Source organism: Streptomyces sp. WI03-4A, assembly GCF_033792105.1.
Lineage (GTDB): Bacteria > Actinomycetota > Actinomycetes > Streptomycetales > Streptomycetaceae > Streptomyces > Streptomyces collinus_A.
The window spans coordinates 99080-119741 of sequence record NZ_JARAUO010000017.1; the positions used below are offsets into that span (position 1 = coordinate 99080).

17 protein-coding genes and 1 tRNA gene are annotated in these 20662 nt (G+C 72.7%); 10 read left to right on the forward strand and 8 right to left on the reverse strand.

Annotated features, from left to right (window positions below):
• Positions 1–10 precede the first annotated feature (10 nt).
• The 3 genes from PV343_RS19240 to PV343_RS19250 all read left to right on the forward strand — a co-directional run bounded on the left by PV343_RS19240 (position 11) and on the right by PV343_RS19250 (position 3221).
• Entirely contained in the window at positions 11–1291 is a 1281-nt protein-coding gene (locus tag PV343_RS19240; RefSeq protein WP_319148174.1) for a M6 family metalloprotease domain-containing protein, read from the forward strand.
• 160 nt (positions 1292–1451) lie between these two features.
• A complete protein-coding gene (locus PV343_RS19245) occupies positions 1452–3086 on the forward strand; it encodes an IclR family transcriptional regulator domain-containing protein (protein ID WP_319148175.1) in 1635 nt (544 codons plus the stop codon).
• 59 nt (positions 3087–3145) lie between these two features.
• A tRNA-Arg gene (locus PV343_RS19250) sits at positions 3146–3221 on the forward strand.
• Positions 3222–3454: 233 nt separating this feature from the next.
• Here PV343_RS19250 and PV343_RS19255 read toward each other — a convergent pair.
• Positions 3455–3916: a hypothetical protein gene (locus PV343_RS19255; protein WP_319148176.1), complete on the reverse strand. Its 462-nt coding sequence runs from the start codon at positions 3914–3916 to the stop codon at positions 3455–3457.
• A 162-nt stretch (positions 3917–4078) separates the two neighbouring features.
• Positions 4079–4705, reverse strand: coding sequence for a hypothetical protein (locus tag PV343_RS19260; protein WP_319148177.1), 627 nt, complete (start codon positions 4703–4705; stop codon positions 4079–4081).
• A gap of 174 nt (positions 4706–4879) precedes the next feature.
• Between PV343_RS19260 and PV343_RS19265 the strand changes: the two genes are divergently transcribed.
• From PV343_RS19265 to PV343_RS19275, 3 genes are all read left to right on the forward strand, one after another.
• Positions 4880–6430: a transcriptional regulator gene (locus PV343_RS19265; protein WP_319148178.1), complete on the forward strand. Its 1551-nt coding sequence runs from the start codon at positions 4880–4882 to the stop codon at positions 6428–6430.
• A gap of 115 nt (positions 6431–6545) precedes the next feature.
• Positions 6546–7130 (forward strand): sigma-70 family RNA polymerase sigma factor, encoded by a 585-nt coding sequence (locus PV343_RS19270; RefSeq protein WP_319148179.1) that lies wholly within the window; start codon positions 6546–6548, stop codon positions 7128–7130.
• Positions 7127–7894 (forward strand): anti-sigma factor, encoded by a 768-nt coding sequence (locus PV343_RS19275; protein WP_319148180.1) that lies wholly within the window; start codon positions 7127–7129, stop codon positions 7892–7894. The genes PV343_RS19270 and PV343_RS19275 overlap by 4 nt, the downstream gene beginning before the upstream one ends.
• Before the next feature lie 59 nt (positions 7895–7953).
• Here the strand turns inward: PV343_RS19275 and PV343_RS19280 are convergent, their stop codons facing one another.
• Together PV343_RS19280 and PV343_RS19285 are read right to left on the reverse strand one after the other, a co-directional pair.
• On the reverse strand, positions 7954–8613 hold the full coding sequence (locus PV343_RS19280; protein WP_319148181.1) for a fasciclin domain-containing protein: 660 nt from the start codon (positions 8611–8613) through the stop codon (positions 7954–7956).
• Between the two features lie 87 nt (positions 8614–8700).
• Positions 8701–10773, reverse strand: coding sequence for a molybdopterin-dependent oxidoreductase (locus PV343_RS19285; protein WP_319148182.1), 2073 nt, complete (start codon positions 10771–10773; stop codon positions 8701–8703).
• A gap of 280 nt (positions 10774–11053) precedes the next feature.
• Here PV343_RS19285 and PV343_RS19290 point away from each other — a divergent pair, with 280 nt between their 5' ends.
• Together PV343_RS19290 and PV343_RS19295 are read left to right on the forward strand one after the other, a co-directional pair.
• Positions 11054–11962, forward strand: a complete 909-nt coding sequence (locus PV343_RS19290) for a slipin family protein (protein ID WP_319148183.1) — start codon at positions 11054–11056, stop codon at positions 11960–11962.
• Between the two features lie 31 nt (positions 11963–11993).
• Positions 11994–12500: a glutathione peroxidase gene (locus PV343_RS19295; protein WP_319148184.1), complete on the forward strand. Its 507-nt coding sequence runs from the start codon at positions 11994–11996 to the stop codon at positions 12498–12500.
• Positions 12501–12633: 133 nt separating this feature from the next.
• Here the strand turns inward: PV343_RS19295 and PV343_RS19300 are convergent, their stop codons facing one another.
• The 3 genes from PV343_RS19300 to PV343_RS19310 form a co-directional block, all read right to left on the reverse strand.
• On the reverse strand, positions 12634–12825 hold the full coding sequence (locus PV343_RS19300; protein ID WP_020940643.1) for a DUF397 domain-containing protein: 192 nt from the start codon (positions 12823–12825) through the stop codon (positions 12634–12636).
• A gap of 188 nt (positions 12826–13013) precedes the next feature.
• Positions 13014–13871, reverse strand: coding sequence for a helix-turn-helix domain-containing protein (locus PV343_RS19305; protein ID WP_319148185.1), 858 nt, complete (start codon positions 13869–13871; stop codon positions 13014–13016).
• A gap of 240 nt (positions 13872–14111) precedes the next feature.
• A complete protein-coding gene (locus PV343_RS19310) occupies positions 14112–14861 on the reverse strand; it encodes a GOLPH3/VPS74 family protein (protein ID WP_319148186.1) in 750 nt (249 codons plus the stop codon).
• A gap of 301 nt (positions 14862–15162) precedes the next feature.
• On the opposite strand from PV343_RS19310, the gene PV343_RS19315 reads away from it, so the two are divergent.
• On the forward strand, positions 15163–17568 hold the full coding sequence (locus PV343_RS19315; protein WP_415923500.1) for a D-alanyl-D-alanine carboxypeptidase: 2406 nt from the start codon (positions 15163–15165) through the stop codon (positions 17566–17568).
• Between the two features lie 185 nt (positions 17569–17753).
• Positions 17754–19733 carry an MFS transporter gene (locus PV343_RS19320; RefSeq protein ID WP_319148188.1) on the forward strand — a complete coding sequence of 660 codons (1980 nt, stop codon included), beginning with the start codon at positions 17754–17756 and terminating at the stop codon, positions 19731–19733.
• A 19-nt stretch (positions 19734–19752) separates the two neighbouring features.
• On the opposite strand, the gene PV343_RS19325 is transcribed toward PV343_RS19320, so the two are convergent.
• Complete coding sequence (locus PV343_RS19325; RefSeq protein ID WP_319148189.1) at positions 19753–20601, reverse strand: hypothetical protein; 849 nt, start codon at positions 20599–20601, stop codon at positions 19753–19755.
• Between the last annotated feature and the right edge of the window lie 61 nt (positions 20602–20662).

Consider the following 20662-nt stretch of genomic DNA (forward strand, 5'->3'; position numbering starts at 1 on the left):
AGGTCCATGCATGCAGCCGCAGTCACCCCGTCGCCGCCGCATACGCCCGCGCCGTGTGGCCGCCCTCGCCGCGGTGACCGTCCTGACCTTCGCGGTCAGCACCTCGGCCGGAACCGGGCGTCTGACGGCGCGCACCACCGCGGGGCCGGTCGGCCTGGCCCGCTCCTCCGCGCTCTCCCCCTGCTTCATACGCGGCGGCCTGGACGTACAGATGACGGAAGGTCTGCCCACCCCCACCGGCTACTCGCACTCCACGGGCACGGTCCACGCCCTGACCCTGATGGTCGACTTCTCCGACGCGCCCGGACAGGGCAGCGCGCTCGACCGCTTCCACGAGTTCTTCCCGCAGACCCAGGAGTGGTTCCGCACGGCGTCCTACGGCCGCCTCGACTACCGCCCCGAGACCCCCATACCCACCTGGCTGCGGATGCCGAAGCCCTTCAAGGCGTACGGAATAGAGCGCGGCGCGCCCTTCGACCCCGGCTACCGGGACCTGGTCCAGGACATCGTGGCCGCCGCCGATCCCGACGTGGACTTCCGCTCGTACGACCTGCTGAACGTGCTGGTCACCCCGAACGCCGGCCCCTCCGCCCTGGACACGGTGCTGTCCGTGACCTTCGCCGGCAACTCCGACGCCCCGGTCGCCGACGGCGTCCCCATCTCCAACGCGTCCTTCGTCTACTCCCGCCAGGACGACGGCTCCGGCTCCTACGCCCGCACCGGCTACCGGGTGCTGCCGCACGAGAACGGCCACACCTTCGGCCTGCCCGACCTGTACACCCAGGAGGGCGGGGGCGCGGTCGGGCACTGGGACATCATGAGCGAGGACTGGGGGGCCAACAACGACCTGCTCGGCTGGCACAAGTGGAAGCTGGGCTGGCTGGACGGCACCCAGGTCGGCTGCGCGGCGGCCCGGGGCAGCGTCGAGTACACGCTGACCCCGCTGTACAAGGCGGGCGGCGGGAAACTCGTCCTGGTGCCGGTCGACTCCCGCAGCGTGTACGCACTGGAGCTGCGCGCACCGGGCGGCAATGACGAGGACGTCTGCGAACCCGGCATCCTCATCTACCGCGTCGACTCCACCGTGGACACCGGGCGCGGCCCCATCACGGTCTACGACGGCCACCGCGACAGCGGCGGCTGCACCCGCAGCCCCAACGTCCACGCCGAACTCTCCGACGCCCCCTTCTCCGTCGGCCAAACCTTCAAGGACCCCCGCCACCGGATCACCGTCCAGGTACTGAGCGGGACGCCCGGCGGGGCGTATCGGATGCGGATCACTCGGGGATAGGTAGGGGCGGGGTGGGGGCACCGGAGTGTTCGCCACGGCTGCGGCAGCCGGGTGCTGGGACGGGTGTGAGGACCGTCCGGATGGCGGTGGGACGCGAGGGGACGCGGAGGCGGCGGGGTTTAGCGTAGGCGTCGTTCCTGGATGCCGTAACGGAGAGTCGATGCCCGCGAACACCGCACGGGAGGACGCCGAGGCCGGCGCAGAGGCCGGCGCCGAGGCCGGGCCGCCGGCCGAGGCGGTGGCGCCGCTCATGCGCGGCATCGCCGTACTGCGGCGGCTGACCGAGGCGGGCGGCACGCTGAGCCCGAGCGCGCTGGAACGGGACACCGGCCTCGCGCGGTCCACGGTCGACCGGATCACCGCCACCCTCTCCCGGATGGGATACGTACGCCTGGACGGCCGGGACGTCGTCCTGACGCCCCGCGTGATGGAGCTGGGCAACGCCTACCTGGCCGCCCTGCGCCTGCCCGCGCTGCTCGCCGCACGCGCCGACGCCCTCGCCGACGAGCTGGACGAGTCGGTGTCGCTGGCGGTGGCCGACCTGGACGGCATCCGCTTCATCCACCAGGCGACCCGCCGCCGCGCGATGTCGGTCAGCTTCCGCATCGGCGACCTGCTGCCGGCCGAACGCACCGCGCCGGGACCGCTGTTCGCGGCCGAGTGGACGCGGGCGGAGTGGCGGCGGTGGCGGGACCGGCGGGCCGCGGACCCGAAGGACGCGTCCTTCCCGGCCGTACCGTCCCGTTCCCCGTCCGCCGCCGACGACTTCGAAAGCCGGGCGGAGGAGGCCGGCCGCGAGGGCTGGGCGCTGGACGACCAGTTGATCGAACCCGGGCTGGTCGCGGTGTCCGTTCCGGTGCGGGAGCCGGGCACCGGTCGCGTCGCGTGCGTGGCCAGCGTCGTCAGCCACACCAGCCGCCACTCCGCGGACGGCCTGCGGACCACGCTGCTCCCGCGGCTGCGGACGGCGGTGGCGGCGATGGAGGACGAGCTGCGGGAGGCACCGCGGCCGCTGCCGGGACCGCCGCCCTCGGGACTGGCCGGCTGGACGACGGCGTCCAAGCACGAGCTGGGCCGGGAGTTCGTGGAGTCGCTGGCCCGGGGCCTGACCGTGCTGACCGCGTTCGGCGAGGGCCGCTCGGCGCTGCCGCTGACCGAGGTGGCCCGCGCGACCGGCCTGGCCCGGGCCACGGCCCGCCGGGCGCTGATCACGTACGAGCACCTGGGGCTGGTGACCGCGGGGCCCGACCGCACCTTCACCCTCACCCCCCGCGTCCTGGACCTGGGCTTCCCGCCCCTGTCCCGCAGCACACTCCCCCGGCTCGCCGGGCCCAGGCTCCGCGCGCTGGCGGACCTGCTGCACGAGCCGACGGCGCTGGCGGTCCTGGTGCCGGGCCCGGAACCGGAGGTCCAGTACACCGCCTGGGCCGGCGCGAGCCGGGTACTGACCGTGGACTTCGCCGTCGGCACCCGGCTGCCGGCCGCGTCGACGTCCCTGGGCCGGGTCCTGCTGGCGGACACCGACGCCCCGCTCCCGCCCGCCCTCGCCGAGGTCCGCGCGCAGGGCTACGCCCTGGTCGACGAGGAACTGGAGTCGGGCCTGCGCGCCATCGCCGTACCGCTGCGGGACCGGTCCGGCCGGACGGTCGCCGCCCTGACCGTGGCCACCCACGCGGCCCGCCGCACCCTGGCCGACTGCGTCCAGGGCCTCCTCCCCGCCCTCCGCGCGACCGCCGCCCACATCGAGACGGACCTGCACACCGCCTCCCGCTTCACCCCCGTGCCCCCCGCCTGACCCGAGATCACCCCACACACGCCCCGGCCCGATCCGGTACCCTGTGGACCGAGTACCGCGCCTTCGTAGCTCAGGGGATAGAGCACCGCTCTCCTAAAGCGGGTGTCGCAGGTTCGAATCCTGCCGGGGGCACCAGTTCAAAGGCCCCTCACCTACGGATTTCCGTAGGTGAGGGGCCTTTGACATCCACCGCTGACATCAACGCGGGTGGTCAGCCACGCTCGGGGCGCCTCTTCCGGAGCAGACGGTCATGTGGCTCATGGCCTCGCGCTGGGTGTCCTGCACGACGTGTGTGCAGACATCCATGGTGATGCCAGGGATCCTCCGCGGATCCCTGGGTGGCCCTTCGGACGGCCGGGCCCCGGTGACTACCGGCGGACCGTGCTCTTCTCGCTGATGTGGTAGATCCGGTGGGTGTCGCGGGTCATGTCGACGACCAGCTTGGTGCTGGAGCCGCGGCTCCAGGTCAGGGTGACGATGGCCTCCGTGTGGTTGCGGGCGGTGCCGTTGTCGGTGACCTTCCAGGCGAGCGGGACGTTCTGGGCGCGCAGGACGCCGTCGGCGTGCTCCCGGTCCTCCCAGGCCGCCAGTTCCTTCTGGAAGGCCGGGGTCAGGTAGTGGCTGCGCAGGGCCTTGCCGAGCTTGCCGCTGTCCTCGTCGTACACCGCGTCGATGTAGGTGCCGTAGAAGTCGGCGATGCGCGTGATGTTGTCGTTCGCCTTGCCGCTGACACTGCGCGGGGCGCCGGCGGAGGCCTGGGCGGTGGCGCCGAGGCCCAGGGCGACGGCGAGGACGCCGGCGGTCAGGACGGTGCGGGTCTTGCTGTTCATGTGTGTGTTCCCCGTATTCATGGTCGTTTCGGAGTCGGTCAGTCGGTCGATCAGTCAGTCAGTCAGTCGGTTGGGCCGGGCCGCGCCGTTCGGCGCTGTCCGTGGTCGGTCCACGAGCCGCTCTCCCCACCCCCGTGACGGAGAGCGGCCCCGGTCGTGCGGTCAGTGGAGCCTGTTCACGGCCGTGACGGTCGTCTTCCTGAACGCCTTCACCGGCGCGTCCCGGAAGCCGCCGAGCTGCCCCCAGTCGACGACCGTGACGGTCCTGCCGTCCCGGCCGACGGAGAGCAGCCGGATGTCGGAGGCACCCCAGGAGGTCACCGTGTGCAGGCCGTACACGTGGGCGCCCTCCTCGACGCGCAGCGCGCCGTAGTCCTTCAGCCTGGCCTCGGTCTCCGGGTCTGCCTTCTCGATGCGTGCCGCGCAGGACTTGATGTCCTTGTTCAGCCGCGAGAAGCGGCCCTTCGCCGCGGCCGTCGTGGACGACCGCACGCTGATCTGCCGTGCGTTCGTGTCCAGGTCGGTGCGGAACTCCCGGTACCAGGTGCCCCGGCCGTCACCGCCCAGCGCCATGCTCAGGCAGCGGTCCCGCTCCACGGCCTCCGGTACGCCGGCGGTCACCTTGCCGGCCGTCCAGGCCGAGCTCGGGTGCGGCGGGAGGTCGGCCGCCTTGAGGAAGCCGGGCGCCTTGGACGCGGCGGCGTTCGCCGGTGCGGCGAGCGTCGTGCCGAGGGCGAGGCCCGTGACGGCGAGTGCGAGGAGCGTGCCTGCTCGGGTGCGCTTGGGCATGGGTGTCCCCCGTGGATGAGTGCATGGGTGTCGTCTGTCGCTCGCCGCCGGCTGGTCGGCCTGGCCCTGGTCGGTGCGACACCAAGAGCATTGGCCGTCGGGGCGGCCCGGCGCAACGCCCGAAGCCCCTCCGCCGACGGTGGAACCATCCCAGCCCATCTGACGTGCAGGTATATGGACCGCCTGGGATACGGGGACACACGGCAGGACGGGGGAACGGTGTCGATCGGGGACGACGTCGAGCAGTTCGCGGCGCTGCTGCGCCGGCTGAAGGACCGCACGGACCGGAGCTACGGCTCGCTGGCCCGGCGCCTCAACATGAACACCTCCACGCTGCACCGCTACTGCGCGGGCGACGCGGTCCCGCAGGACTACGCCCCCGTGGAGCGCATGGCCGCCTTCTGCGGGGCGACCCCGGAGGAACGCCTCGACCTGCACCGCCTGTGGCTGCTGGCACTGACGGCACGCCAGCGGCCGAGGCCCGACGAGGCTCGGAAACCGGAACCGGCCGGGGGCGCTTCGGAGCCGGCGAACGTCGACGCGGCGGCGGAGTCCGCGACGGCCGACCCGCCACCGGAGCCCACGCACACGGGTGCAGCGGCCGAACCGGCGGCAACCGACACAGCCGCCACAGCCGACACAGCCGACAGTCCGCTGCGACCGGCGGCAGCAGAGCCGGCTTTCGGGCCCGGCAGCCGTACCGCGGGCGCCCCGGGTGCCGGCGCCCCGGGTGCCGACGCCGGCGGTTCCGAGCCGACGGTCCTGCGGGACGCGAGCCGCCCGACCGACGGCCCCTGGTACCGCCGTCGCCGTACCGTCGTCGGTGTCGCCGCGGCGGCCGTGCTGCTGGTGACGCTGGGCAGCCTGGCCGCGCTGCCGGCCGACCGGTCCCACGACGACCCGGCCGCCAAGGGGCACGGACGGACCCGTACCGCGGCGGCCGGCGCGTCGCACCGCCCCACCGCCGCCGCGCACGGCAGCCCCTCCCCCAGCCGTTCTTCGGCCTCGGCCTCGCCCTCCGCCGGCGTACGGGCTTCGGGCGGCGCCGGGCCGAAGCCGTCGGCGGGCGGGAAGAGCGACGCCCCCGCGCCGACCGGTGTGCCGCTCGCCTGGAGTGCCGACTCGCAGGTCTGGCAGGGCGGTTGCGGGCACGACTACGTCATCCGGAAGGACCCGGCGCAGGTGCCGCCGCCGCCGGTGCAGCAGGACGCCGGGAGCTGGGCGGCGACGCAGGGGGCGGTGCACGGGCACCAGACGATGGTGCAGATCTCGGTGCAGGGGAAGTCGTCCACGGCCGTGGTCCTCACGGCGCTCCGGGTGCGTGTCGTCAGCCGCGGCACGCCGGTCGCCGGCACCGCGTACGCCATGGAACAGGGCTGTGGCGGCGACCTGACGCCCCGCGAGTTCTCGGTGAACCTGGACGTCGACCGGCCGATCGCCCACCCGCGCCCCGGCAACGACGCCGGAAAGGCCCTCCCCGCGGTGCGGTTCCCCTACCGCGTGTCCGCCGGGGACCCGGAGGTGCTGCTGGTCACCGCGACGACCGACGTGTACGACTGCGCCTGGTACCTGGAGCTCGACTGGTCCTCCCAGGGCCGCTCCGGCACGGTCCGCGTGGACGACCACGGCCGCCCGTTCCGTACCAGCGGCATCAAGGGGCTGCCCCGCTACTGGTACGGCACGAACGGCCAGGGTGAGCGTCAGTGGGTGCCCGCCGACGCGTGAGGAGCGCCGCCGGTCCCGCCCGGCCGGAAAAACCCGCGGTGCGACCAATCCGCGGGCGTCCGGGCCCCGGATTACGCGGGGACGTAACGTCCGTCGCACCCTGGGGAGATCTCTGGTGAAGGAAGCCGTCCACATCGGCACGAACCCGGCGTCCAAGCCGGATCTGCAACAACTGGTGCGCGAGGTGGCCCTCGGCGACCAGGAGGCGTTCGCCGCGGTGTACGACGCGGTGGCCGGCTCGGTGCTCGGCGTCGTCCGGGCGGTACTGCGCGACCAGGCGCAGTCGGAGGAGGTGGCACAGGACGTCCTGGTGGAGGTGTGGCGCACCGCGCCGCGCTACCGGCCCGACCGCGGTACGGCGATCAACTGGATCCTGACCCTCGCCCACCGGCGGGCGGTGGACCGGGTCCGGTCGGTGGAAGCGGCCGCCGCCCGCGACAGCAAGGCCGCGCTGCTGGCCCGGACGCCCGAGTACGACCAGGTGACCGAACAGGTCGAGATCCGGCTGGAGCAGGAGCAGGTACGGCGCTGCCTGCGGACCCTCACCGAGCTGCAGCGGCAGTCCCTCACGCTGGCGTACTACCGCGGGCTGACCTACCGGCAGGTCGCCGAGGCGCTCGCGCTGCCGCTGGGCACGGTGAAGACCCGGCTGCGGGACGGGCTCATCCGGCTGCGGGACTGCCTGGGGGTGACCGCGTGAACACGGCCGATCCGCACCTGCTGACGGGTGCCTACGCGCTGCACGCGCTGCCCGACGACGAGCGCGCCGACTTCGAACGCCATCTGGCCGGCTGCGAGTCCTGCGCGGGGGAGGTCGCGGAGTTCACCGCGACGGCCGCCCGGCTGGCCTCGGCCGCCTCCGAGCCCGTCCGCGCGGCGCTGCGCGGGCAGGTGCTGCGCCGCGTCACCGGGGTCCGTCAGGTGCCCCCGGGCAAGCCCGCCCCGGCGCAGGCCGGGCGTTCCGTACCGGGTGGGCGTGGGCCGGCCCGGTGGGCGCTGGCCGCCTGCCTGGCCGCGGCGGCGGTGTTCGGGGGCACGGCGGTGTGGCAGTACGAACGGGCCCAGGACGCCCGGCGGCAGGCGGCGGTCGCGGAGCGGCACGCCGACGAGGTGGCCGGGGTGCTGGGCGCGCCGGACGCGGCGACGAGGTCGGCGCGGATGGCGGGCGGCACCGGCACCCTGGTGGTCTCCGCGGGCCGGGACCGGGCCGTGTTCGTGGCCTCGGGCATGGCGGCCCCGCCCGAGGGCAAGGTCTACCAGCTGTGGTTCGCGGACGGCGGCAGGATGCGGCCCGCCGGTCTGCTGGGCACCGGCCGGGCGGGCCAGACGGTGCTGATGCGGGGGCGGGTGGACGACGCCTCCGGAGTGGGCGTCACCGTGGAGCCGGCCGGCGGGTCGCGGCAGCCGACCACGAAGCCGCTCGGCCTGCTGTCCGTTCCCGCACGTCCCGCACGCGTGAGCTGAACGCACGAAGGGGCCCGGCCCGCGACCGTGGTGGTCGCGGGGCGGGCCCCTTCGCCGTGTCAGCTCTGCGGCATCAGCACGGTGTCGACGATGTACACGTTGGCGTTGGCCGTCTTGACGTTGCCGCAGACGACCTTCGCGGAGTCGTCGACGGTGTAGGACTCGCCCGAACCGGCGGTGCTCAGCTTCGACTTCTCCAGCGTGGCGAAGGAGCCGTGCTCCAGGTCCTTCGGGGTCAGCTTCTTGCCGACGACGTGGTAGGTCAGGATCTTCGTCAGCGCGGCCTTGTCGGCGAGGACCTTGTCCAGGGTGGCCTTCGGGATCTTCTTGAAGGCGTCGTCGGTCGGGGCGAACACGGTGATGTCCTGGGCGTTGTTGAGCGTGTCGACCAGGCCGGCCTTCTGCACCGCCGCCACGAGCGTGGACAGCGCGGGGTTGTGCGAGGCGGCCGTGGCCACCGGGTCCTTGGCCATGCCGTCGAAGGAGCCCGCGCCGTTCTTCGGGACGGCGGAGCAGGCGGGGCCGAACGGCTGGTCCATGGCGGTGCTGTCGCCGGCCGAGCCGCCCATGTCGCCGCCGCCGCGCGAGGCCGACGCCGGGCTCGACGAGTCCGACTTGCCGGAGTCACCGCCCTTGGAGTCGGAACAGGCGCTCAGGGCCAGGGGCAGCACCGCGGTGGCGGCGAGGGTGACGGCCAGACGGCGGGTACGGGCGTTCATCACGGTTCTCCTGTTGGGTTGTTGGGTTGTTGGGTTGGTCGGTCGGTTGTCGGGTTGGTCGGTTGTCGGTCGTGCGGGGGCGGCGGGTCAGTCGACGGTGACCACCACCGAGTGCCGGCCGCTCGCGCCGTCCGGGATCGTGCGCGTGCGGCGCTCGGTCTGGACCCGGCCCGTGCGGTCGGTCGCACGGACCGTGAGGGTGTGCGGGCCCTTGGCGGCCTGCCAGGGGAAGGACCACTGCCGCCAGGTGTCGCGGGTGTCCTCGGCGGCCAGCCGGGCCTCCTGCCAGGGCCCGTCGTCGACGCGTACCTCGACCTTGTCGATGCCGCGGTGCTGGGCCCAGGCGACTCCGGCGACCATGACCGGGCCCGCCTTCGGCGGGGCGAACGGCTTCGGGGTGTCGATCCGGGACTGGGTCTTGACCGGGGCCCGGCGTGCCCAGCCCCGCTCGACCCAGTAGGGGTCGTAGGAGTCGAAGGTGGTGAGCTCGATGTCCTCGATCCACTTGCAGGCGGAGACGTAGCCGTAGAGGCCGGGCACCAGCATGCGGACCGGGAAGCCGTGCGCGAAGGGCAGCGGCTCGCCGTTCATGCCCACGGCCAGCATCGCGTCCCGGCCGTCCAGCACGTCCTCGACCGGTGTGCCGAGGGTCATGCCGTCGACCGAGCGGGCCACCAGCTGGTCGGCCGGGCCGCCCCGCGACGGCGGACGCACGCCGGCCTCGGCCAGCAGGTCGGCCAGCCGTACGCCGATCCAGCGGACGTTGCCCACGTAGGGGCCGCCGACCTCGTTCGAGACGCAGGTGAGGGTGATGTCCCGCTCGATCAGCTCACGGCGCAGCAGGTCGCCGAAGGAGTGGACGACCGGCCGGCGCACCCCCTTGCCGTGGATGCGCAGGCGCCAGGCGGTCGCGTCGACCTTGGGCACGACCAGGGCCGTGTCGACCCGGTAGAAGCCGGTGTTCGGGGTGTGGAAGGGGCTGATCCCGGGGACGCGCAGCCCGGCCCGGGCGGGTACGGGGCGTGCCGGTGAGCCGGGAGCGGGCAGGGTCAGCCGCCGCCGCGAGGCGACCGCGTCCTCACCGCTCGAACCGTTCAGCGACCGCCCGACGACCCCGGCGGAGGCCGAGACCACCGCGGCGGCCACTGCCGTACGGACGAATCCCCGGCGATCGAAGTCACCGGTCGCTTCGCTGTGGCGGCCGGAGGCGGAGCTGGGGTCGACCTGGCGGCCGGAGGCGGAGCTGGGGTCGGCCTGGCGGCCGGTGGCGAGGCCCAGTTCGCCCTGGGGGCCGGTCACGGGTGTGGGTTGATCCTGCGGTCCGGTCGCAGGCCCGGGTTCGGCCCCCGGGCCGGTCACGGGCTCGCGTCCGCCCCGCGGGCCGGCCGCGGGTGTGGGTTGATCCTGCGGTCCGGTCGCGGGCCCGGGTTCGGCCCCCGGGCCGGTCACGGGCTCGCGTCCGCCCCGCGGGCCGGCCGCGGGTGCGGGTCGGTCCAGCGGCCCGGTCGCGGGCCCGGGTTCGGCCCCCGGGCCGGTGGCGGGGCTGGGTTCGGCCCGGGGACCGGTCACGGGACCGGATTCGCCCCGCGGGCCGGCCGCGGGTGCGGGTCGGTCCAGCGGCCCGGTCGCGGGGCCGGATACGCCCCGCCTCCCCGTCGCGGGACCGGTTCCGGTCGTGGTCGGGCGGAGGTGGGTCAGCAGGGTGTGGAGGAGAAGCGTGCCGAACAGGGCGCCGAGTGCCGAGGGCAGGGCGTCGGGGTAGCCGGTGGAGTCGGGGCGGCCGGTCGCGGCCAACGCTCCGGCGGTTCCGAAGAGGCCGAAGGCCGCGAGGACGAGGACGGCTGCGGCCGCCCGGCCGAGCCGTGCCGCCAGTGCGCCCAGCACCACCGCCACGACGGCCAGCACGGCCAGGATGCCCACCTGGAGCACCAGTTTGTCGTCGGTCCCGAAGTGGCGGATCGCCCAGTCCTTCACGGCGGCCGGCGCCCGGTCGATCGCCGCACCGCCCACGGCGACGACCGGGCCGGCCTCGGGGCGGACGGCGGACGCCGCCAGTTCGGCCACGGCGAGCGCGCCGAACGCGCCCAGCAGCCCGCTCAGGGCGCCGAGCGCGGCGCGCGGCGGCCGCCGTGCCCGCGGGTCCTTCTCCTCGTCCGTCACGCGGGGAATCCGGTGCCGCGGCCGGGCCGGATGGGTGAGTTGCCCTGATCAGGTGAACAACGGTCCGGGACCAATCCGGCCCCGCTCCCGGTGACGTATTACGTGTTCGCCTCACCCGTCCGCCGGTGGCCGGCACCCCTCGCGGACCGCTGCCCCGTCCGTTTCTTTACGTTTCCCTGACGCGCCCGCCGCATCCGGCGGCTCCCGCCGCGGTGTCCTCACCGGTGTCCGGACCAGCAGGTCGGGACGAGGCGTAAGTCGCGTCGGAGAATGGAGTGCCATGGAAGGCACCGTCGTCGCAGTGGTCGTCGTGGCCGTGTTCCTGCTGCTCGTGCTGAAGAGCGGCATGCGGGTCGTCAACCAGGTGGAGCGCGGGGTGGTGTTCCGGTGGGGCAAGGCCCTGCCGAGCCACCGGCAGCCCGGGATCACCTTCCTCATCCCGTTCGCCGACCGGATGCGCAAGGTGAACGTGCAGGTCGTCACCATGCCGGTGCCCACGCAGGAGGGCATCACCAAGGACAACGTGTCGGTGAAGGTCGACGCGGTGGTCTACTTCCGGGTGACCGACCCGCTGCGGGCCGCCATCGAGGTGCAGGACTACGTCTTCGCCGTCGGCCAGGTCGCCCAGTCCTCACTGCGCTCGATCATCGGCAAGAGCGACCTGGACGATCTGCTGACCGACCGGGAGCGGCTGCACGAGGGGCTGGCCCTGATGATCGACAGCCCGGCCGCCGCGTGGGGCGTTCACATCGATCGCGTCGAGATCAAGGACGTCCAGCTGCCCGAGTCGCTCAAGCGGTCGATGTCGCGGCAGGCCGAGGCCGAGCGGGAGCGGCGGGCCCGGGTCATCACCGCCGACGGTGAGTTCCAGGCCGCGCAGCAGCTCGCCAACGCCTCGCGGATCATGTCCGACACCCCCGAGGCGATGCAGCTGCGTCTGCTCCAGACCGTCGTGGAGGTCGCGGCCGAGAAGAACTCCACGCTCGTGATGCCGTTCCCGGTCGAGCTGCTGCGGTACTTCGACCGGGCCGCGCAGCACATCGGTGCCGACCTCACCGCCAAGAGCGTGCCGCCCCAGCCGTCCCAGCCGGTTCACCAGTCCCCGGAGACCCAGCAGGCCCAGCAGACCCAGCAGGCCCAGCAGGCCCAGCAGGCCCAGCAGGCCCAGGAGGGTGCCGACCAGCCGTAAACGCGCGAGCGGGCCGGGTTAGCATCCGCTCATGACCACTACTGACCACAACGGCTCCGCGCTGGACGTCGAGATCGGCGCCCTGCGCGGCGGCTCCGCCGCTCTGCCGGGCTACGCAGGCAAGACCGTGCTCATCGTGAACGTGGCCTCCAAGTGCGGCCTGACCCCGCAGTACACGGGCCTGGAGCGGCTGCAGGAGCGCTACGCCGAGCAGGGCTTCACCGTGCTCGGCGTGCCCTGCAACCAGTTCCTCGGGCAGGAGCCCGGCACCGCCGAGGAGATCGCCGAGTTCTGCTCGGCCACGTACGGGGTGTCCTTCCCGCTGACCGAGAAGGTCGAGGTGAACGGGGAGGGCCGGCACGCGCTGTACGAGCGTCTGGTGGGCTTCGCCGACGCCGAGGGCCACAGCGGGGACATCCGCTGGAACTTCGAGAAGTTCCTGATCGGCCGGGACGGACAGGTCGTCGCCCGCTTCTCGCCGCAGACCGAGCCAGAGTCCGCCGAGGTCGTCGCTGCCATCGAGGCGCAGCTGGCCTAGCCGGCCGACCCCGCGCGGCGAGGCATGCCCGAGCCCTCTCGGCAAGGACGGCGACTGGTCGAGAGGGCTCCGGGGTGACGCTTGTGCAGTTGTCGTCGTGCGTGTCTGCCGGCGAGGGTCAGGGAAGGCCCCCCTACGCCTTGACCGAGGCCACGAAGGCGTTCCACGCGTCGGCGGGGAAGGCCAGGACGGGACCCTCGTGGACCTTGGAGTCGCGCACGGCGAGTTCCGCGGTGGTGGGCGACTTGACCTCGACGCAGGCGCCGTTGCCCGCGGAATAAGAAGACTTCATCCACGTCTCCGAAGCGCCCTGAATCAGTGCCATGTCCACTCCTGTTGCGAGTTGCTGGTGGTGCGGTTCACGCCAACCTTGTCGACTGATTGGCGTGATCGACGCTACCGGGCAACCGCCCCCGCCGGAGTAGTCGTTCACTCAAGCGGATGGCATATTCCAGGTGAGCTTCCGCTTGAGTGGACCACCGTGTACGATCCGGCACTTCCTGTGGAGCAGGCTCAATCGGCGTAGGTTTTCGCCACATCCGAGATGCATTGCCGGGATTGCTCCACATTGAGGGACTGTGCCCGCAGATGCTCGTACATCACGGCGTACTTCTGCACGTCCAGCGCCTTCTCCAGATAGAGGTCGCTGGTGACGCCCTCCAGGTAGACCACGCTGGAGTCGGCCGCGTCGGTGAACTCCAGGATGGCGTACTGGCCGTTGAGCCCGGGGTGGGCACCCACCTCGAAGGGCAGCACCTGCACGGTGACGTGCGGCAGGTGGGACATCTCGATGAGGTGCTCCAACTGCTCGCGCATCACGAGTTTGTTGCCCACGACCCGGCGCAGCGCCGCCTCGTCGAGCACCACCCACAGCCGCAGGGGGTTGCCCTCTGCGGTGATACGTTCCTGTCGGCGCATGCGCACCTGGACGCGCTTCTCGATCTCCGCCGTCGAGGTCTCCGGCAACGCGCCCTGCACCAGGGCCTCCGCGTAGGCGCGGGTCTGCAGCAGGCCCGTCACCAGCTGGGGTTCGTACACCCGCAGCGACTCGGCGTCCGTCTCCAGGCCGATGTACACGCTGTACGGGATGTCCCCGAACGTGTGCCACCAGCCCTGCTGCCGCGAGTCACGGGCCATCTCCATCAGCGAGTCGACGATCCGCTGGTCCTCGACCTCGTACACTCCGCACAGGTCGCGCACGTCGCGCTGGCTGATGCTCCTGCGGCCGTTCTCCAGCCGGCTGATCTTCGACTGCGACACCAGCAGCCGCTCCGCCACCTCTTCGGCGGTCATGCCCTTGAGCTCACGGAGCCTGCGCAGCTCCTGACCCAGGCGGCGTCGCCTGACGGTGGGATTGACATTGGACGCCACGTGACGCGCACCTCCGGCTGACTGCCTGTACCTGGCACTTTCCGTATCTGCTGCTGAGCAGATTGCCACCAAGGTGCTTTCTACCGCTGGCAAACAGTGGATATGCGGCGCGTACGCGTCAGTTCGGGCACGGATCCGCTTGTCCCGGACGCGACCGGGCGGGGTGGTGGGACCTCGGAGGTCTCACCACCCCGCCCGGACCAGCGGCTCCCGTAACGGACTTCGGGGACCGGGTGCGACTCAGTGGGCCACGGCGCGTGCCATGGACCCGTGGCGCGGCTGCATCGGAACGCCGCGCGCGGGTTCGGGCCTCACTCCGGGCCCCGCCGGGCGGCCGGGTGCGGCCGGACCGCGGCGTGGCTGGGCCACCGCGCCGTTCTGCACGTCCATCACGGCGTGCGCGACCAGCCCGCCCATGGGGTCGTGCCGGATCAGGTCCCGCAGCCGGGAACGTGAGGAGCGGCCCTCGTTCCCCGGATACAGGTGCTTGCCGAGCCCGACGGCGTGCGCCAGGGCGGCGAGCGCCGCGGTCCGCGGGTCCGGCGGCACGCCGGTGCGGATCGCGGTGTCCAGCCGGGACCGGATCTCCCTGCTGATGGCGGTGTCGGTCGCCTGGTACCGCGTCGTCGGCAACACCCCGCACATCTGACCCGCTACGGCGGCGACCATGCCGCACCGCTCCAGATGCGACAGGTACGTCTGGCGAAGCCCCAGTCGTGGCCCGCCGATCCAGTGGACCGCACGTACCGGAGCGCCGCGCCTTCGCAGCAACTCCAACGCGCAGTCCAGAGTCGGATCTCCTGTCGGCCGTGGCACCACCACGGCGATACGATCCCCGTCTGGGGCTATCCGTCCGGCCAGCGCCAGCTCCACTAGCTGTGCTCCGGCCAGACCGAGGTCGAGCGACTGCGGCTGCGCAGTGGTACCCGTGGCCGGGTCCAGTGCGAGCAACAGAAGCTCCTCCGGAATTGTTCTGCGGCTCCTGCCCATCCATGCCTCCCCGCGTGGATGAATGACAGGGTGACCCCTCTCACATTGGTCTGTCGAGGGTGCGTGACCGGTTCGTGAGGGAACCGGCAGGTATGTCGTTCTCGTCTACCGCAGGGGCCAGGCCCTCACACAGGACACTGGTACATGGTTCGGACAGGGCGCGCGCGGGCGCGTGCGGCGCATGGAGGAGGCATCGGTGGCGGGCGAGTCCCCCGACAGGTCGAAGCAGCAGGAGTCGTCGGCGGAACCGACGTCGGGGAGCGCGGGTTCGGTTCCCGGGGCTCGCGATCCGCGGCTCACGGTGTCCCGCGAAAAGGATTCCTCGAGCGGCAAGACGGACACCGCGACGAAGGTTCTCTCGGTCCGGGACGTGAAGGCCGCGGCCGGATCGCCGGAACCCGCCGAGCCTTCGGACTCCGCCGGATCCGCCGGCGCCCCTGAGTCCGGGGAGTCCTCGGAGCCGGCCGTCGGGTCCGCGAAGCCCGCCGGGTCCGCCGAGGGCGACGCTCCCGCCGCGCGGGAGCCCGAGGCCGCCGCCGAGGACGAGGACGCCGACCTCCGCGAGGCCGTCTCGGCGTGGGTCCGCTCGGCCGGCGACGCGAAGAAGCCCGGCTCCGGCGGCGACGCGACTGCAAAGAAGCCCGAGAGCTCCGAAGAGGCCGTGGACGAGGGCGAGTCTGCGGACGCCGAGGACATAGAGGAGACCGAGCCCGAGAAGGAACCGGCGGGGAAGGCCGGGAGCGGGTCGGCCGACGACACGGGCGCGGCCGCCGACGCCGAGGCGGACGACGAAGCCGGCACCGACGCGAACGCGAACGCGAAGACGGACCCGGCGACCGGCTCCGACGACGACAACGAGCCGGCGGACGACGAGGACACTGCCGCGGCCGCCGCCGCCCCGGCCGCGAGCGAGGACCAGGACGCCGACGCGCCCGCGGACGAGGAGGCGGAGGCCCACACCGACGCCGACACCGACGCGGAAGCCGACGCACCGGAGGACGCGAAGCCGGAGACCGCGTCCGAGCCGGAGCCGGAGGACGCCAAGCCGGAGCCGAAGTCCGGCGCGGAGCCCGAGCCCGAGCCGAAGTCCAGGACCGGGACCAAGGCCGATGCCGCCCCCGAGTCCGACCCGGACTCCGCCCCGCGATCCGGTCACGCGGAGGACGGGGAGGACGGGAAGGACGGGGACGGCACCCCCGAGGCGCCGCAGGCGAAGGTCGTCGACCAGCCGACCACCGCCTTCAAGGCCCTGCGCCCGAAGAAGCCCGAGGTCGACCAGCCGACGACCATGCTGAAGCTCGGCTCCAAGCCCCGGCCCGCCACGCCGGAGGCCGAGCGCACCAGCAAGTTCGTCGCGCTGAAGCCCGACGTGACGACCGCCGTGCCCCAGGTGGGCCCGGAGCGCACCACCCAGCAGCCGCTCCCGCCCAAGCCGCCGCTGGACCTGCTGGCCGAGCTGACGAACACGCCCCCGCCGCCGGAGACCCCGGTCCGCACGATCGTGCGCCGGGTCAAGATCTGGACCCCGCTGGTCATCCTCCTGGTGATCGTCCTCGCGGTGGTGCAGGAGTTCCGGCCGCTCCCGCAGCCGACCCTCGACCTCACCGCGAAGGACAGCTACACCTTCGCCGGCGGCAAGGTCGACATCCCCTGGCCGTCCCAGGGACAGGCCGCGCTCGACGTCCAGGGCATCGGCTCCTTCGGCTCCTCCGGGACCCAGAAGCCCGTGCCGATCGCCAGCCTCGCGAAGGTGATGACCGCGTACCTCGTCCTGCGTGACCACCCGCTCAAGAGCGGCGAGGCCGGCCCCAAGATCACGATCGACAAGCCCGCCGAGGAGCAGTCGGACGCCGGCCAGGAGTCCACCGTGCCCGTCAAGGCCGGCGACCGGATCTCCGAGCGTGAGGCCCTGGAGGCCATCCTCCTGCCCTCCGCCAACAACGTGGCCCGGCTCCTGGCCCGCTGGGACGCGGGGTCGGAGAAGGCGTTCGTGACGAAGATGAACGCCGCCGCCAAGGGCCTCGGCATGACCAACACCACGTACACCGACCCCTCGGGCCTGACGGACTCGACGGTCAGCACGGCCGTGGACCAGGTCAAGCTGGCCAAGAAGGCGATGGAGAAGCCCGCCTTCCGCGAGGTCGCGGCGATGATGTCGTACGTCGACTACAAGGGCGTCAAGCACAACAACTACAACCGGCTGGTCGGCTACAACAACGTCGTCGGCATCAAGACCGGCACCACCACGTCCGCCCTCGGCAACCTCGTCTTCGCGGCGAAGCAGCAGGTCGGCGGCGAGACGCGCACCATCATCGGGGCCGCGATGCGCCAGCCCGCGGGCGGCTCCGACAACACCATCATCAGCGGGGTCCTGGACGCGGGCGACAAGCTCATCCGGGCCGGACAGGGCGCGCTGAAGTCGGCGACGATCCTGAAGAAGGGCGATGTCGTCGGGTACGCCGACGACGGGCTCGGCGGCCGTACCCCGGTCGTGGCCACGAAGGACGTGACGGCGGCCGGCTGGGCCGGGCTGAAGGTGAAGCTGTCCTTCGCCGCCGACGTCGTGCCGCACACGGCGAAGGCCGGCACCAAGGTGGGCACGCTCACCGTGGGTGACGGTGGGGTCGGCGCAGTGAAGGTGCCGGTGGCCCTGAAGGCGGACCTGACCGAACCCGGCTTCACGGACAAGCTGACCCGCCTCGGCTGACCCCGGGTCCCTCTCCAGCAGTACCGCACCCCGCCGACGGAGCCCCGCGGCGGGGTGCGTGCTAGCGTCACGAAACGGGGCAGCTCGCCGGTCACGGGACGAGGCCGCGAACTGGACGGGAAGCGGCCGGGAACACCGAGGGACACGGCCGAGAACAGAAGACGGGACACGGGGAGTGCCTTCAGGTGGCCACAACCGAGCCGACACGCGCCGACGACGCCGACCCGGACCCGGGGTCAGGCCCGCGAATACGCCTGTCCGCGGCTGACACGGACGGTCATCACGAGGACCGCCCGGGCGGCCGCGCGACCCCGCACGCGAACGAGCACGCGTACGACCACACAGGCGGCCACGCGCACGGCCATGGCGACAGCCGCGAGGACGAGGGCAGCCGCTCCGGCCACCCCACCGGGGAACGGCCCGGCGTGCTCGGCCGGCTCCTCGCCGCCGCGGAGCCCGTGCGGCAGCGGTTCCTGCTGCACCCCGTGCTGTCCTTCACCGTCCTCGCGGGCGCCCTGCACATCATCTGGTTCTTCACGTTCGCGAACTCCGGTGGCGACCTCGCGGCGCAGGACGCCTGGGCGGAGTTCGTCGGGCGGCACCCGGACTCCGCGTACAACCTCGCCTGGTACGGCGGTATGCACCCCGTCTCGTACAGCGTGGTGTCGCCGTACCTGATGTCGGTCCTCGGCGTCCGTACGACGATGATGATCGCCGGTACGGGCTCCGCGGCCCTGCTGACGCTGATCCTGATCCGCAGCCGGGCGGTGCGCAACCCGCTGTGGGCCTCGCTCGCCGGGGTCTTCGCGCTGATCTGCAACGCGGTGTCGGGCCGGGTGACCTTCGGACTCGGCACCCTGTTCGCGCTCGGCGCGGTCGCGGCCGTCTTCTGCTGGCCCTACCGGTGGCGGTACAAACGCTGGGCGAAGGCGCTGGTCGCCGCCCCGCTGGCCGCGCTCGCCACGATGGCCTCGCCGGTCGCGGGGCTGTTCGTGGGCCTGGTCGCCGCCGCGCTCTTCCTGCAGAAGCGGCGGCCGGGCGCCTGGGCGCTGGGGCTCGCGCCGACGGCGGTGGTCGCCGTCTCCGCGCTGCTGTTCCCGTTCTCCGGCACCCAGCCGATGACCATCGGGTCGGTGATACTGCCCCTGCTGTACGGCCTGCTGTGCCTGTTCCTGGTACCGAAGGAGTGGAGGACGGTACGGCTGACGGCCGGCGTCTACAGCCTCGGCGTCGTCCTGGTGTGGCTGATCAGCTCGCAGATCGGCTCGAACATCTCACGGCTTCCGATGCTGTTCGCGGGTGCGACGCTGGTCGCGGCCCTGCCGTTCACGGTGCCGCGCTCGCGCAAGTGGTACGCGACCGTGGTGGCGTGCCTGGGGCTGCTCGGCTGGATAGGTTTCAAGTCGGTCGACGACATCATGCACACGACGCCGGCCGCCTCCTGGGCCCGTGAGCTGGCCCCGCTGGTCAACCAGCTCCAGAACGTCGGTGCCGAGAAGGGCCGGGTCGAGGTGGTCCCGGCCCGCTCGCACCGCGAGGCCTCGGCGCTCGCGCCCTACGTCAACCTGGCCCGCGGCTGGAACCGGCAGGCCGACATGGAGCGCAACCCGCTCTTCTACGACGACACGCTCAACTCGGCGAACTACCACGAGTGGCTGCAGCGCTGGGCGGTGCACTTCGTCGTGCTGCCGAAGGACAACCCGGACGGGGACGGCGGGGTGCGCGAGCGCGCGCTGCTCCAGCGCGGGATGCCGTACCTGAGGCAGATCTGGGGCGACGCCAACTGGCAGCTGTTCAAGGTGACCGACCCGGCGCCGCTCGCCGAGCCGAACGCGGTGGTGGACCGGGCCGAGCAGGGCGAGATGACGCTGGAGGTGCGCAGGCCGGGACGGATCCTGATCAAGATCCCGTACTCGCCGTGGCTGAGCGTCGTCGACGCCCAGGGCAAGAGCCTGAAGCCGCCGCAGGAGACCGAGGAGTCCAGGCACCGGGACGACGGCACGCCGAAGACGTACGACAACGTCAACGGGTGCCTGCGGGAGACCCCGGAGGACGCCAAGGGCGACAAGTGGACGATGCTGATCGCCCCGCGCGCCGGGACGTACCACCTGGCGGCCCCCTACCAGCTCCCCCGCGGGACACCCTGTCCCGACGAGCTGAAGTGACCGGGCCGACCGGACCCGGTCAGTCGCGGAGCTCGGCCACGTAGCGGTCCGTGCCCGGGATCGTCGGGACGAACGGCGCCACCAGTTCGACCCGGCCCAGACCCGCCCGCGCCACCTGCTCGTCCAGGCCCGTGAAGTGCCGCTCCCAGCACTCGCGCGGGTCGGCCTCCAGGAACCACAGCAGGGTCAGCCGGGTGTCGACGCCCTCGACCTGCTTGACGTAGGTCATGCGGTCGCCGGGCAGGGGCGTGGGCCGGAAGACGGTCACCAGCGCGGCCGGGGAGCCCGCGAGGCGGCGGGGCAGGTGGCGGGTGCGCAGCCACCGCGCGAGCTCCGTCCGCTGCCCGGCCGACTCGGCGTCGATCACCTGCAGCACCAGGCCCGCGTAGGGGTGGTCCAGGGCGTGGAAGTCGCGGGGGCCGGCCGCGCCGTCCCGGTAGACCGTCGCCTCGTGGTCCTGGAAGGCCGTGAAGACGTGGGTGCGGGCCTGGTGGACGCGGGCGTCGCGGTTGAGGCGCTTGTTGATGGCCACGGTCCACCGCATGTGGTCGTCGTAGCGGCCGTCGGTGATCCAGTACGTGGAGAGGTAGCAGCCGGCGGTGACGGGCTGGGCGACGGCCGACTTCTCCGGGTAGCGCAGGAGCTGGAGGTCGCGGGTGGCGACCCAGCGGCGGCCTGCGTACATCCAGGGCATGGCCATGGCGCCGGCGTAGTAGTGGTCGTCCTCGTACCAGCGGTTGTAGGCGTACTCGTGGCCGGGGTGCGGTTCGACCACGGTGATCAGGGCGTGGCCGGGGTGGACGCCGTACGGGCCCACGGCGGCCAGCTCGGCGTAGGTCTCGCTGCGGGTGCCGGTCTCCTCGGTCATGGCGCTCCCCTTCCGTCCTCCTGCGCTCACCCATACTCTGACGCTCCGTCAGATGATGCGC